Annotated in this window: 14 protein-coding genes; 2 read left to right on the top strand and 12 right to left on the bottom strand. The window is 56.3% G+C overall.

Translation table 11 applies throughout. The features are described from left to right. Nucleotides 1-35: 35 nt before the first annotated feature. The 3 genes from crl to gpt all read right to left on the bottom strand — a co-directional run bounded on the left by crl (nucleotide 36) and on the right by gpt (nucleotide 2,301). Nucleotides 36-437 (bottom strand): sigma factor-binding protein Crl, encoded by a 402-nt coding sequence (gene crl / locus V1599_RS07200; protein ID WP_297118190.1) that lies wholly within the window; start codon nucleotides 435-437, stop codon nucleotides 36-38. Nucleotides 438-494: 57 nt separating this feature from the next. Then, the gene (frsA, locus tag V1599_RS07195) at nucleotides 495-1,739 is read right to left on the bottom strand and encodes an esterase FrsA (protein ID WP_395301255.1); all 1,245 of its coding nucleotides are present in this window, start codon (nucleotides 1,737-1,739) and stop codon (nucleotides 495-497) included. Nucleotides 1,740-1,842: 103 nt separating this feature from the next. Then, nucleotides 1,843-2,301, bottom strand: a complete 459-nt coding sequence (gpt, locus tag V1599_RS07190) for a xanthine phosphoribosyltransferase (RefSeq protein WP_003863205.1) — start codon at nucleotides 2,299-2,301, stop codon at nucleotides 1,843-1,845. A gap of 260 nt (nucleotides 2,302-2,561) precedes the next feature. Here gpt and pepD point away from each other — a divergent pair, with 260 nt between their 5' ends. Further along, the gene (pepD, locus tag V1599_RS07185) at nucleotides 2,562-4,019 is read left to right on the top strand and encodes a cytosol nonspecific dipeptidase (RefSeq protein WP_112011182.1); all 1,458 of its coding nucleotides are present in this window, start codon (nucleotides 2,562-2,564) and stop codon (nucleotides 4,017-4,019) included. 62 nt (nucleotides 4,020-4,081) lie between these two features. Here pepD and dinB read toward each other — a convergent pair whose 3' ends face one another. From dinB to V1599_RS07145, 8 genes are all read right to left on the bottom strand, one after another. Beyond that, a complete protein-coding gene (gene dinB / locus V1599_RS07180) occupies nucleotides 4,082-5,140 on the bottom strand; it encodes a DNA polymerase IV (RefSeq protein WP_112011181.1) in 1,059 nt (352 codons plus the stop codon). Nucleotides 5,141-5,244: 104 nt separating this feature from the next. Next, nucleotides 5,245-5,448 (bottom strand): (Na+)-NQR maturation NqrM, encoded by a 204-nt coding sequence (gene nqrM / locus V1599_RS07175; protein ID WP_112011180.1) that lies wholly within the window; start codon nucleotides 5,446-5,448, stop codon nucleotides 5,245-5,247. Beyond that, nucleotides 5,448-6,671: an NADH:ubiquinone reductase (Na(+)-transporting) subunit F gene (gene nqrF / locus V1599_RS07170; RefSeq protein ID WP_112011179.1), complete on the bottom strand. Its 1,224-nt coding sequence runs from the start codon at nucleotides 6,669-6,671 to the stop codon at nucleotides 5,448-5,450. Before nqrF ends, nqrM begins: the two co-directional genes overlap by 1 nt. 10 nt (nucleotides 6,672-6,681) lie before the next feature. Beyond that, entirely contained in the window at nucleotides 6,682-7,278 is a 597-nt protein-coding gene (nqrE, locus tag V1599_RS07165) for an NADH:ubiquinone reductase (Na(+)-transporting) subunit E (RefSeq protein ID WP_112011178.1), read from the bottom strand. 6 nt (nucleotides 7,279-7,284) lie between these two features. Continuing rightward, complete coding sequence (locus V1599_RS07160) at nucleotides 7,285-7,923, bottom strand: NADH:ubiquinone reductase (Na(+)-transporting) subunit D (protein WP_112011177.1); 639 nt, start codon at nucleotides 7,921-7,923, stop codon at nucleotides 7,285-7,287. After that, nucleotides 7,916-8,710, bottom strand: a complete 795-nt coding sequence (locus tag V1599_RS07155) for a Na(+)-translocating NADH-quinone reductase subunit C (RefSeq protein WP_112011176.1) — start codon at nucleotides 8,708-8,710, stop codon at nucleotides 7,916-7,918. The genes V1599_RS07160 and V1599_RS07155 overlap by 8 nt, the downstream gene beginning before the upstream one ends. Next, nucleotides 8,703-9,938 (bottom strand): NADH:ubiquinone reductase (Na(+)-transporting) subunit B, encoded by a 1,236-nt coding sequence (locus V1599_RS07150; RefSeq protein ID WP_112011175.1) that lies wholly within the window; start codon nucleotides 9,936-9,938, stop codon nucleotides 8,703-8,705. The genes V1599_RS07155 and V1599_RS07150 overlap by 8 nt, the downstream gene beginning before the upstream one ends. A 3-nt stretch (nucleotides 9,939-9,941) precedes the next feature. Beyond that, on the bottom strand, nucleotides 9,942-11,285 hold the full coding sequence (locus V1599_RS07145; RefSeq protein ID WP_395301254.1) for a Na(+)-translocating NADH-quinone reductase subunit A: 1,344 nt from the start codon (nucleotides 11,283-11,285) through the stop codon (nucleotides 9,942-9,944). Nucleotides 11,286-11,584: 299 nt separating this feature from the next. Here V1599_RS07145 and dpaA point away from each other — a divergent pair, with 299 nt between their 5' ends. After that, nucleotides 11,585-12,325: a peptidoglycan meso-diaminopimelic acid protein amidase gene (dpaA, locus tag V1599_RS07140; protein WP_112011173.1), complete on the top strand. Its 741-nt coding sequence runs from the start codon at nucleotides 11,585-11,587 to the stop codon at nucleotides 12,323-12,325. Here the strand turns inward: dpaA and V1599_RS07135 are convergent. Continuing rightward, a complete protein-coding gene (locus V1599_RS07135) occupies nucleotides 12,296-13,063 on the bottom strand; it encodes a class II glutamine amidotransferase (RefSeq protein ID WP_112011172.1) in 768 nt (255 codons plus the stop codon). The genes dpaA and V1599_RS07135 overlap by 30 nt on opposite strands. Nucleotides 13,064-13,100 lie beyond the last annotated feature (37 nt).

The raw sequence follows: 13,100 nt of genomic DNA, 5'->3' as shown, positions 1-13,100 counted from the left end.
CTACGGGATCGAGCAGGCCGGATAAGATTGCCAACCTATGCCGTTAGCTTCACCGCCTCGCTTGAAAAATCATCCGCTGGTTCCAGCTTCAGCTCCAGCGTTGCCAGCAGTGCACGAGCCTTGCCGAGGTACTCCTGCAGCGTATGCTCAAGACGATCGATCACTTCCTGATCTTTAATAGGCGCTGCCTGCCAGTTGCCGTCTTTATTGAACAGGCCAAACTGATAGCTATAGGTGAAGCGCTTTTCTTCTGCTTCCATTTCCATCCACCAGCCCCAAAACTCACGTTTTTCGGGTGCAGGCTTCACATTGACGCAAACAGCCAGGCAGTCGAAAAAAAAGCGATTCTCTTCACACTGCTCTTCTCGAATATACGGGCCAAGAGCCATGAACTTCTTAATCAGTCTACTTTTCGGGTGTCCACTCGGTAACGTCATTGCGATCTCCTTTTGTGAAGCCACTGTTTTACCAAACCAGCAAAATTTAGCAATCTCTTAACACAATCTCTTTTCTATCCACCGCGTAATTTCGTTAAGCGCTTTGTCAAAATTCTGATACACCGGGCTGAACGGCACCTCAAGCAGTTTGCCATCCGAAGATGACGAGGTGATTAAACGCGACTCTTCTTCCGGGCTGAATGGATCGTTTTTCCAGAAGCCCGACAGCATCGGCGTTGGGCAGCGGCGCCCCAGCAGCCCCTGCGTTTTCAGCGAGTAGCGGTTCAGCTCAACGCGCAGCGCATCATCGGAGGCATCGTGCATGCCGAGGCGGCTCGCCAGCACGTCGAGATACATTTCCGGCACGCTGCCCTGCAGCGTCGGATCGCTGAGCAGCGCGTGAACGACGGGCCCGAGGCACGCCACCGCTTTCAGGCGCGAGGACTCGAGGTACGCCAGCCGCACCGCGACGTTCGCACCGAAGCGGAAGCCGAATGCGGCGACGCGGGTGTGATCGATCCAGGGAAGGTTTTCCAGCGCTTTCAACGCGTGCTGGTGCAGCAGGCTGGAATCCTGCGTCAGTTTCCACTTCGTCGAGAAGCCAATTGAAGGCATATCCAGCGTGAGCATCGCGATCCCTTTCGGGGCGAAATAGCGCTCAAACAGGCTGAAATAGTCGATTTGCAGCGAATCCAGGCCACCGCACATTAGCACCGTCGGGAAAGGGCCTTCCCCGTCCGGCATGTGCAGGAATCCCGTCACCGGCGATCCGTTTGGAATCGTAAACTCAACTTCGCGCATGCGGCACGACAGGCGCTGCGCGGCCTCTTCATAGGCGCGATTTGCCAGCGCCTGGGCCTGCTCTGCCAGCTCGTCGCCCTTGAGGTGCGGGTAAGCCGCAATGCTATAAAGGTTGGCCGCATGCAGCCAGTGCTTGCCGCTTAGCGCGGCATCTTGTTCCTGGCTGGCCTTTTGCTGCCAGAGCATCGCCTGCGTGGACCACTCATAAATCCAGTTTCCGCCGCGGTAGCCCACCACCGTATCGTAGAGCTCGCTGTCGGTACGCTCAGCCTCGCTCATCACGATGCGCGCCTGCACGTCGAGAATTTCACGGGGATCGATGCCGCGCCAGACCCACATCAGGCGGTTAATCATGCGGTACCAGTGGGGCACGTTTTTACCGTCTAACGCGGATTGCACGGCAGGCATTGTTCCGGGATTGAAGCGACGCACCAGCGTCGAGGTTTCCGGGTGCTTGAAGCGGGGTTTAAAGAGCGTCTCGGAGAGATTCGCCTGCGTCATTACGTTGCCTCCATGAATACGTCATATAGAGACCATTGTAACGCGCTACAGGCTAAAAAGAACAACGCCCGGCAGTGCCGGGCGTGTAAAGTTACGTTCTGACTTAGCGGCCAGAGATAGGCGGTACGAAGACCACGCCCATATCCCATGGCTGTTCAATCCAGGTGTCCTGCGGGATATCAATCACGTAGTCGTCAACCAGCGGGCGGCCTGCAGGCTTCGCAAAGATGGTCACGAAATGCGCTTTTGGATACATTTCACGGATAGCGACCGCGGTACCACCGGTGTCCACCAGATCGTCAATGACGATGAAGCCTTCACCGTCGCCCTCCGCGCGTTTCAGCACCTTCAGCTCGCGCTGGTTGTCGTGGTCATAGCTGGAGATACAAACGGTATCGACATGGCGAATACCCAGCTCACGTGCCAGCAGCGCCCCCGGTACTAAACCGCCACGGCTGACGGCAATAATGCCTTTCCACTGTTCGGAAGGCATCAGACGCGCAGCCAGCTTGCGTGCGTGAATCTGCAACATGTCCCAGGTGACGACGTATTTTTCGCTCATGTGAAGTGTCCCAGCCTGTTTTTATACGGCTTAAAAAGTGTTCGAGGGGGAAATAGGTTGCGCGAGATTATAGAGATCTGACGCACTAAAAACCAGTCTTTAGCGCCCCGAGCCTGAGTTTTTGCATGCTTTATGCTACCCGCGCCCGGAGAAAGTGGTATTCTCAGAGACATCTCGCAAGCCTGACTTGTGGTAACTATTAACCTGCTAACCCTCTGCCCTGCGACCTGATTTGCAGCGCATCGACAAGGAGACTTATCGTGTCTGAACTGTCTCAATTATCGCCACAGCCGCTGTGGGATATTTTTGCCAAAATCTGTTCTATTCCACACCCGTCCTACCATGAAGAACAATTAGCCGAACACATTATGGGCTGGGCTAAGGAAAAAGGCCTGCACGCCGAGCGTGACCAGGTGGGCAACATCCTGATTCGCAAACCCGCGACCGCAGGGATGGAAAACCGTAAACCGGTTGTGCTGCAGGCGCACCTGGATATGGTTCCGCAGAAAAACAACGATACCGTTCACGACTTCACCAAAGATCCTATTCGGCCGTACATCGACGGTGAGTGGGTGAAAGCGCGCGGCACCACGCTCGGCGCGGATAACGGTATCGGTATGGCCTCTGCGCTGGCGGTGCTGGCTGACGACAGCGTTGAGCACGGCCCGCTGGAAGTGCTGCTGACCATGACCGAAGAAGCGGGCATGGACGGTGCGTTTGGCCTGCAGGCGAACTGGCTGCAGGCGGACATCCTGATCAACACCGACTCCGAAGAAGAAGGTGAGATCTACATGGGCTGCGCGGGCGGGATTGATTTCATCTCCACCCTGCCACTCTCCCGTGAAGCGATTCCTGCTGGTTTTGAGACCTTCAAGCTGACGCTGAAAGGGCTGAAGGGCGGTCACTCCGGCGGTGACATTCACCTGGGCCTGGGGAATGCCAACAAGCTGCTGGCGCGCTTCCTGGCGGGCCACGCGGCCGAGCTGGATCTGCGTCTGGTCGATTTCAACGGCGGCACGCTGCGCAACGCCATCCCGCGCGAAGCGTTCGCCACCGTTGCCGCACCCGCTGCAAAAGCGGACGAGCTGAAAAAGCTCTCCGGCGTTTATCTGGATATCCTGAAAAACGAACTGTCAGCTAAAGAGAAAAACCTGACCGTGGTGCTGGAGTCCGTCTCGACCGATAAATCCGCGCTGACCGCGCAGTCTCGTGACGCCTTTGTACAGCTGCTGAACGCGACGCCAAACGGCGTGATCCGCAACTCTGACGTGGCGAAAGGCGTGGTGGAAACCTCACTGAACGTGGGCGTAGTAACCATGAGCGACGACAGCGCGGAGATCATCTGCCTGATCCGCTCGCTTATCGACAGCGGTAAAGAGTACGTGGTGAGCATGCTGGAATCACTGGGCACCCTGGCAGGCGCGAAAACGTCTGCGAAAGGGAGCTACCCGGGCTGGCAGCCGGATGCAAGCTCTCCGGTAATGGCTTTGGTGCGTGAAACTTACCAGCGTCTGTTCAACAGCACGCCAAACATCCAGGTGATTCACGCGGGCCTGGAGTGCGGTCTGTTCAAGAAACCGTATCCGGACATGGACATGGTCTCCATTGGGCCAACCATCACCGGGCCGCACTCGCCGGATGAGCAGGTTCATATTGAAAGCGTGGGCCATTACTGGACGCTGCTGACCGAACTGCTGAAGGCGATTCCTGCGAAGTAATCCCCTCCCCCCAGCCCTCTCCCAATGGGAGAGGGTGAACAACGTCTCGCCACCGGACTTTTTTACAACCCCAACACCAGCTGTCGCTCCAGCTGCGGATCAAGCAGCGTGACGTGCAGCCCCACCAGCCGAACCCCACGCCCTGCCCGCCGTTCCTCCCAGGCCTTTTTTGCCGTTGCGATAAGATCGTCTTTATTCAGGCGCGGCCAGACGTGCTCCTGCGTCGTCTGCTGGAAGTCATTGAACTTCAGCTTGATGCCCTGACGCGCAATCAGCAGGTCGGGCTTTACCTTGCTTAAACGCCGCTCCAGCTCCGGGTAGAGCTGTTCCGTAATGATGGTTTCACACGCGGACCAGTCGTGAATATCTTCACTGAGGGTGCGCTCAACCCCGACGGATTTGCGCAGCCGTTCGCTGTTAACATCACGATCGTCTATTCCCTGACTGCGCTCCCACAGTACGCGGCCAAACTTGCCAAAACGCTTGAGCAGCATCGCCAGATCGCTTCGCTGCACGTCCTCGCAGGTTCGTAATCCCATGCTTTCCAGCTTAGCGGCGGAAACTTTCCCCACGCCGGGAATTTTACCGAGCGGCAGGGTTTTCAAAAACGCCGGAACCTCCTCAGGGGTGATGACGTACTGACCGTTGGGCTTATTGAGATCGGACGCGATTTTCGCCAGAAACTTCACCGGCGCGATGCCTGCCGATGCGGTCAGGTTTAGCTCGTCTGAGATGGTCTGGCGGATCTCCTGCGCCATCAGCGTGGCTGAGCCATGGCAATGCAGGCTGTCAGTGACATCAAGATAGGCTTCGTCCAGCGAAAGCGGCTCAATCAGCGACGTATAGCGAGAGAAGATCTCCCGAATGTGCAGGGACGCTTCTTTGTAAGCTTCAAAGCGGCCAGGGAGGAGCGTGAGATGAGGGCAAAGTTTTAGGGCCATTGCGGTAGGCATGGCGCTGCGCACGCCATATTTTCGCGCGGGATAGTTGGCCGTGCTGATCACGCCGCGCTGAACGCGACTGCCGCCAATGGCGATGGGGATATCCCGCAGCGCCGGATTGTCACGCATCTCCACTGCGGCAAAAAAGCAGTCCATATCAACATGGATAATTTTGCGCATAGTAAGCCCTCACTCGTCACTGGATAAGTATACAGTAAACAAATAAGGGTTGAGAAGCAGCAAGAACGCCGGGTGACAGCTTTGCCTTACCCGGCCAACAAAAGTTAAATAATGCGTTGCCGATCGCGCGCCATTCTTTTTTTCCGCGCATCGCACGGTTCCGGGCAGTCGCAGACCTTTTCCATGCCAATGGATGAAATACCACCGCAGCTGCCCTGAATGCTTTTTCGCTTAACGATCCAGCCTAACGACATGCCGAAGATGACAAAGACAAAAACCACAAAGGTTGCCAGAAACGTCAGCATCATCAGCCTCCAAAGTCATCAAGCATGATGTTCTCATCTTCGACGCCGAGGTCCTTCAGCATCTTAATCACGGCGGCGTTCATCATCGGCGGTCCACACATATAGAACTCGCAGTCCTCTGGCGCCGGATGCTGCCTGAGGTAGTTTTCATAGAGCACGTTATGGATGAACCCCGTGTATCCCGTCCAGTTATCTTCCGGCTGCGGATCGGAGAGCGCCACGTGGAAGGTAAAGTTCGGATTCTCCCGCGCCAGCTGTACAAACTCGTCGTCATAGAACATCTCGCGCAGCGAGCGGGCGCCGTACCAGAAGCTGATTTTACGCTGGCTCCCGAGCCGCTTAAGCTGATCGAAAATGTGCGATCGCATCGGGGCCATACCGGCACCGCCGCCGATGAAGACCATTTCCGCGTCGGTGTCTTTGGCAAAGAATTCGCCGAACGGACCAGAGATGGTCACCTTGTCACCGGGCTTAAGGGACCAGATATACGATGACATGATCCCCGGCGGCGCGTTCGGCACATTTGGCGGTGGCGTGGCGATACGCACGTTGAGCATAATGATGCCCTTTTCGTCCGGGTAGTTAGCCATGGAATAGGCGCGCAGCGTTGGCTCCTTCACGTCAGAGACAAAGCGGAAAAGGTTAAACTTATTCCAGTCGGCGCGGTATTCATCAGGCACGTCAAAATCCGCATACGCAACGGTATGTGCCGGGCACTCGATCTGGATATAGCCTCCCGCACGGAAGGGCACATCTTCCCCATCAGGTACGCGCAGCTTAAGCTCTTTGATGAAGGTGGCCTTGTTATCGTTGGAAATAACTTCGCATTCCCATTTTTTGACGCCGAAGATCTCCTCCGGCAGCTCAATCTTCATGTTCTGGCGGACGGCAACCTGACAGGCCAGACGGCAGCCCTCTTTTGCTTCACGCCTGGTAATATGCGCCAGCTCGGTTGGCAGAATATCACCCCCGCCCTCTTTTACCGTGACGCGGCACTGCCCGCATGAGCCGCCGCCACCGCAGGCGGAAGAGACAAAAATTCCATTGCCGGAGAGCGTGTTAAGCAGTTTATCCCCCGCCGGCGTGCGGATCTGATTTTGCGGTTCGTCGTTTATATCAATGATAACGTCGCCGGTGTTGACCAGCTTTGCCCGCGCGACAAGAATCAGCCCGGACAGCACCAGCACAATCAGCGTGAACATCACTACGCCAAGAATAATTTCCATTCAATTGCCCTTAAAGCTGCACACCGGAGAAGGACATAAAGCCCAGCGCCATTAGCCCGGTGGTGATAAAGGTGATCCCTAAGCCGCGCAGTCCCGCAGGGACGTTGGCATATTTCATTTTTTCGCGTATCCCCGCCATGGCGACGATTGCCAGCATCCAGCCAACGCCCGATCCAAAACCATAGACAATAGATTCACTAAAGTTGTAGTCACGCTGCACCATGAACGAGACGCCGCCAAAAATCGCACAGTTCACGGCGATCAGCGGCAGGAAGATACCGAGCGCGTTATAGAGCGACGGGAAATATTTATCGAGGATCATCTCCAGGATTTGGACCAGCGCCGCAATCACCCCAATGAAGGTAATGAAGTTCAGGAAGCTGAGATCAACGCCCTCCACCAGCGCCCCGTCGCGCAGTACGTAGTTGAACACCAGATTATTGATGGGTACAGAAAGCCCCAATACAACCGTGACCGCAACGCCCAGACCGAAGGCCGTGGATACCTTTTTGGATACCGCGAGGAACGTGCACATGCCGAGGAAAAACGCGAGCGCCATGTTTTCTACAAACACCGCGCGCACAAACAAACTCAGGTAATGAGCCATTGTCGGTTACTCCTTTTCCTGCTGTTCAGGCTTCAGCGTACGAATCAGCCAAATCAGCAGCCCGATAATGAAAAATGCGCTTGGCGCCAGCAGGAATAAGCCATTTGGTAAATACCAGCCGCCGTTTTGCACCGTATCCAGCACCGGGATGCCAAACAGCTTGCCGCTGCCGATAAGCTCGCGCAGGAACCCCACGGTCAGCAGGATCGCGCCATATCCCAGGCCGTTACCGATGCCGTCCATAAAGCTCGCCAGCGGCGGCATTTTCATGGCGTAGGCTTCCGCGCGCCCCATGACGATGCAGTTGGTGATAATCAGACCGACGAACACCGAAAGCTGCTTTGAAGTTTCGTAGGCGAACGCGCGCAGCAGCTGATCGACCACGATCACCAACGACGCGATGATCGCCATCTGAACGATGATCCGCACGCTGTTCGGAATGTGGTGGCGGATCATCGAGATAAACATGCTGGAAAACGCCGTAACCAGCGTGACCGCAACGGTCATCACCAGCGCGGTTTCCAGCTTGGTGGTGACCGCAAGCGCCGAACAAACGCCCAGCACCTGCAGCGTAATCGGGTTATTGGCCAGCAGGGGGCCAATTAGCACCTTTTTGACTTCTTTTAGTTCACCCGTATCAGCCATTATTCAGCGCTCCTTCACGTACGTTTTTCAGGAAAGGCCCAAAGCCCATCTCGCCCATCCAGAAATCAAAACTGTGCTGTACCCCGTTAGAGGTGAGCGTTGCTCCGGAGAGCCCGTCGACGGCGTACTCATCGCCGGGACGGGCCCCACCTTTCACCACCTTCAGCGCGGGCTCGCCGCTGTCATTGAGCACTTTCTTGCCGACAAACTGCGCTCGCCAGTTAGGGTTCTCAATTTCGCCGCCTAATCCCGGCGTTTCGCCCTGGTCATAGTACGTAATGCCCTTAACGGTGCGGCCATCCGTATCGAGCGCAACAAAGGCGTACATCATCGACCACAGGCCGTTGCCGTAAATCGGCAGCACCATTTCCTGAACCCGCTTTTGCTCGTCGCGCACCAGATAGATCTCGGCGAGGTTGCTGCGTCTCTTAATGCCGGCCGGGTCCTGGTCAGGCTCCAGCGATAAGCTCATCTGCGGATCTTTCAGCGCCAGCGCCTGGTTAAACGTTGACGGGTCCTTGTCCAGCAGTTCGCCCGTTTGCAAATCCACCAGCCGCGGCGAAATGCGCTCGGCAAAGAGGGTCGAAACGTCTTCAGCGCTCATGCCTTCCTGCATCAGCCCGGCAACGGCGAGAATATTGCGCTGTTTGTCCAGCGCGCGCTGCTCCTGCTGTAGAGGCTTTAAGCCCACGGCAGAGCCGGCAACCACGATGGAACACACCAGGCAAAGAACCAGCACCACCAGCAGCGTTTTACCGATGCTGTCATTGTTTTTGATTTCAGCCACGCGCCTTCCTCCGCTTAATGTTGGCGCGCACGACCAGATAATCGAAGAGTGGCGCAAACAGGTTGGCAAACAAAATGGCCAACATCATCCCTTCCGGATAGGCCGGGTTGACCACGCGAATCAGTACGCACATCACGCCGATGAGCGCGCCGTAGTACCATTTTCCCTTGTCGGTAAACGAGGCCGAAACGGGATCGGTTGCCATAAACATCATGCCGAAGGCAAAACCGCCCAGTACCAGATGCCAGTACCACGGCATAGAGAACATCGGATTGGTCGTTGAACCGATAGCGTTGAACAGGGTGGCGGTGAGCACCATGCCCAGCATAACGCCCGCCACAATCCGCCACGACGCCACGCGCCCGAACAAAATAATGGCTCCGCCAATCAAAATCATCAGCGTTGAAACCTCACCAATGGAACCAGGGATTGTGCCAATAAAGGCATCAAACCAGGTCACGGGCTGTCCGGTGGCGTTATTGACCAGCGTTTCACCGCCGTGCGCTGCCCACTGGGACAGCGGCGTCGCGCCGGAGAATCCGTCGGCCGCCGTCCATACCAGATCGCCAGAGATTTGCGCCGGGTAGGCGAAGAACAGAAACGCGCGCCCCGCCAGCGCCGGGTTCAGGAAGTTACGCCCGGTTCCGCCGAAGATCTCTTTAGCGATCACTACGCCAAAGCTGATGCCCAGCGCCGCCTGCCAGAGCGGCAGCGTCGGGGGAACAATCAGCGCAAACAGAATGGAGGTGACGAAGAAGCCTTCGTTAATCTCGTGCTTGCGGATAATGGCAAACAGCACTTCCCAGAAGCCGCCGACGATAAACACCGTGAGGTAAATTGGCAGGAAGAATACGGCGCCCAGCGTCATCATGCTTATCCAGCCCGCGTCGGCCGCGAAGCTCACGCCAAGGGACTGCGCTAGCCTGTAGTGCCAGTCAGACTGGATAACCTGCGCCAGCTGTGGGGCATCGTATAAATGGTGCAGCGCCGGAATGGTCTGCAGGCCCACGTTGTACATGCCCCAGAACATGGCCGGGAAGACCGCAAACCAGACCAATATCATCATTCGCTTGAGATCGATGGCGTCGCGGACGTGCGCTGCGCCTTTCGTCACCTGCCCAGGGGTATAGAAAATGGTCGTCGTCGCTTCAAACAGCGGGTAATACTTCTTCAGCTTACCCTCGGTAAAGTGCGGCTCCAGTTTTTCAAAGAGGTGTTTTAAGCCCATCAGTTATCCTTCCTGCTCAATGCGGGTTAACACCTCGCGTAATACGGGTCCATATTCGTATTTTCCCGGACAGACATAGGTACAGAGCGCGAGATCTTCTTCATCTAATTCCAGGCACCCTAGCGCCTGCGCGCTGTCGGTATCCCCGGCGAGCAGATCGCGCAGCAGCAACGTTGGCAAAATATCCAGCGGCATTACTCGCTCGTAGTTACCGATGGGAACCATGGCGCGTTCACCGCCGTGGGTGCTGGTTGAGAAGTTGAAAAGCTTGTCTCGCAGGAAGTGACCAAACGTGGTGCGGGTTACCGAAAACTTATCCGCCCCCGGCAGCACCCAACCAAAGAGCTCCTTCTCGCGCCCTTCCTGAACGATGCTCACCTGCAAATGGAAGCGGCCAAGGAACGCCTGCTCGCCCACCGCATGCCTGCCGCTGAGCACCGACCCGGAAATCAGGCGGTTTTCACCAGCCTTGGCTTCACCCACCAGCAGTTCGTTTATGTCCGCCCCCAGGAGCGTACGCACCAGACGTGGATGCGTGGCCTGCGGCCCGCCGATGGCGATCGTCCGCTCGGTCCACAGCTCGCCGGTGGTGAAAAGCTTGCCGATGGCAATCACGTCCTGATAATTGAGATGCCATACCTGCTTCGTCAGGCTGACCGGCTCGAGGAAATGGATATGGGTGCCCGCGAGCCCCGCCGGATGGGGGCCAGCAAAAGCGTTAAAGGTGACCTGCCCCTGCGGATGGCCGCCGAGCTTGCCTCCGCTCGCCTGGCAAACGTGGACTTTACCCGACGTTAGCCGCGTTAACACGGTTAGCCCGGCATCAAATGCCTTTCTTTCCGCCAGGATGAGAGGCTCGGGATCGGCGCTCAGCGGATTCGTGTCGATAGCCGTAACGAAAATAGCGGCAGGCGTGGTACCGGGAACGGGTGATTTACTGAAGGGACGCGTGCGCAAAGCGGTCCACAGGCCGGAATCCAATAGCTGGGCCTGAACGGTCTCGCGAGTGAGGGCTGTGAGATCCGCTGCGTCATAGCGGGCAAATTCACGCTGCTCGTCCCCTTCGAGACGAATGACCACCGCGCGGAAAACGCGGCGCTCCCCGCGATGAATGCCCACAACGGTGCCGCTGGCCGGTGCCGTGAACAGAACGCCAGGATTTTTTTTATCCTCGAAAAGCGCCTGTCCTTTAATGACGCGATCGCCCTCCTGTACCAGCATCGAGGGGCGCATCCCAACGTAGTCGTCGCCTAACAAAGCAACATGACGAATGTCAGCACCGGCTGTAACGTGCTGCTCAGGCACGCCTGCGATCGGTAAATCAAGTCCTTTTCTTATTCTAAACATGTGGTTAGCAGGTATCCGTATACATCAAACCAGAGGGGACGAATTGTAACAGTTTCCACCGCGTCGGCGGCAGTGAATCTGCCGTCCGGCGCCCCAAAGTGCGAGCCGTTACGCAAAGTTCTTAAGGCTACGGGTTTTTCATCGTTTATCGCGTAAAACTAATGTGTAAACTGACAGCGTGGCTATTGCGAAAATCTATGGCGATGCTAATGTGAGCGCTCCTGTCCAGATTAGTCTGATTTCGGGTCTCTTTTGCCGTCCTGGCAAGTTGGTTATGGTTTTATCAAGGAACTAGCAGTATGCGTAAAATCGCATTGTTCATTGCGATGCTTCTGATTCCGTGTGTGTCGTTCGCCGGGCTGCTCAGCAGCAACAGCTCCACCACGCCAATCAGCAAAGAATATAAGCAGCAGTTAATGGGATCGCCGGTTTATATTCAAATCTTCAAGGAAGAGCGCACCCTCGATCTGTTTGTGAAAATGGGCGAGACTTATCAGCTACTTGATAGCTACAAAATTTGTAACTACTCCGGCGGACTGGGGCCTAAACAGCGTCAGGGCGATTTCAAAAGCCCGGAGGGGTTCTACAACGTTCAACGTAATCAGCTGAAGCCAGACAGCCGCTTTTATAAAGCGATCAATATCGGTTTCCCAAATGCCTATGACCGTGCGCACGGCTACGAAGGTAAATACCTGATGATTCACGGTGCCTGCGTGTCAGTCGGCTGTTATGCGATGACGGATACCGGTATTGATGAGATTTTCCAGTTTGTGACCGGGGCGCTGGTATTTGGTCAGCCCAACGTACAGGTCAGCATCTACCCGTTCCGCATGACCGATGCCAACATGGCGCGGCATAAGTACTCTTACTACGCTGATTTCTGGAAACAGCTGAAGCCGGGCTATGACTACTTTGAGCAGACCCACAAGCCACCTGTGGTCTCTATCGTTGATGGCCGCTACGTGGTCAGCAAGCCGCTGAGCCACGAAGTCGTTCAGCCGCAGCTGGCGTCAAATTACGCGGTCCCCGAGGCAAAATAGTACCCACTCGCCTGGCATAATCTTTTGCCAGGTTTCGTTGCCCGTCAGCGGCTGCGTCGCAATCACGGTGACCACATCGTTTGGTGTGGTCTCTTTCTGGAAGTCTATCTCCACATCCTGGTCGAGCAGCGTCGCCACGCCAAAGGGCGCGCGTCGGGTGATCCAGAATAGATTCGTGGAGCAGAACGCCATAACGTAGCGACCGTCAGACAGCAGCATATTAAATACGCCCTTCTCGCGCAGCTCAGACGCCAGCGACGCAATGTACTTAAACACGGCGGCCATGTTGCCCGGGGTTCGCGGGTAACGTTCGGTCAGCTTGTGCAGCAGCCAGCAAAAGGCTTTTTCACTGTCGGTTTCGCCAACCGGGCGGAAATTACCGGTCTCAAGAGATTTGTAGCCCGTAAGCTGGCCGTTGTGCGCGTAGGTCCAGTTTCGTCCCCACAGCTCGCGGGTAAAGGGATGCGTGTTCTCAAGCGCCACTTCGCCGCGGTTTGCCTGGCGAATGTGGGCGATCACCGAGCGGGATTTGATCGGATAATCCTGCACCAGTTTGGCAATCGGCGAATTGAAGCTGGGTTGAGGATCTTTGAACGTGCGACACCCTTTGCCTTCGTAGAATGTGATGCCCCAGCCGTCTTTATGCGGCCCGGTTCCTCCACCGCGCTGAACCAGCCCGGTGAAACTAAAGCAGATATCGGTTGGCACATTGGCGCTCATCCCGAGCAGTTCGCACATACGTCACCTCCACAACAGCGGGGGCAAGAGTGCCCCC

This window comes from Enterobacter sp. ECC-175 (genome assembly GCF_043968675.1).
GTDB lineage: Bacteria > Pseudomonadota > Gammaproteobacteria > Enterobacterales > Enterobacteriaceae > Enterobacter.
Note: the sequence above shows the minus strand (reverse complement) of the source record. Positions and strands in the feature narration are given on the sequence as shown.

Bases quoted from the DNA above. Each gene is read 5' to 3' on its own strand.
- dinB (WP_112011181.1), bottom strand. From the start codon at position 5,140: ATGCGCAAAATTATCCATGTTGATATGGACTGCTTTTTTGCCGCAGTG.
- dpaA (WP_112011173.1), top strand. From the start codon at position 11,585: ATGCGTAAAATCGCATTGTTCATTGCGATGCTTCTGATTCCGTGTGTG.
- nqrM (WP_112011180.1), bottom strand. From the start codon at position 5,448: ATGATGCTGACGTTTCTGGCAACCTTTGTGGTTTTTGTCTTTGTCATC.
- V1599_RS07150 (WP_112011175.1), bottom strand. From the start codon at position 9,938: ATGGGCTTAAAACACCTCTTTGAAAAACTGGAGCCGCACTTTACCGAG.
- V1599_RS07135 (WP_112011172.1), bottom strand. From the start codon at position 13,063: ATGTGCGAACTGCTCGGGATGAGCGCCAATGTGCCAACCGATATCTGC.
- nqrF (WP_112011179.1), bottom strand. From the start codon at position 6,671: ATGGAAATTATTCTTGGCGTAGTGATGTTCACGCTGATTGTGCTGGTG.
- V1599_RS07160 (WP_112011177.1), bottom strand. From the start codon at position 7,923: ATGGCTGATACGGGTGAACTAAAAGAAGTCAAAAAGGTGCTAATTGGC.
- nqrE (WP_112011178.1), bottom strand. From the start codon at position 7,278: ATGGCTCATTACCTGAGTTTGTTTGTGCGCGCGGTGTTTGTAGAAAAC.
- V1599_RS07145 (WP_395301254.1), bottom strand. From the start codon at position 11,285: ATGTTTAGAATAAGAAAAGGACTTGATTTACCGATCGCAGGCGTGCCT.
- gpt (WP_003863205.1), bottom strand. From the start codon at position 2,301: ATGAGCGAAAAATACGTCGTCACCTGGGACATGTTGCAGATTCACGCA.
- frsA (WP_395301255.1), bottom strand. From the start codon at position 1,739: ATGACGCAGGCGAATCTCTCCGAGACGCTCTTTAAACCCCGCTTCAAG.
- crl (WP_297118190.1), bottom strand. From the start codon at position 437: ATGACGTTACCGAGTGGACACCCGAAAAGTAGACTGATTAAGAAGTTC.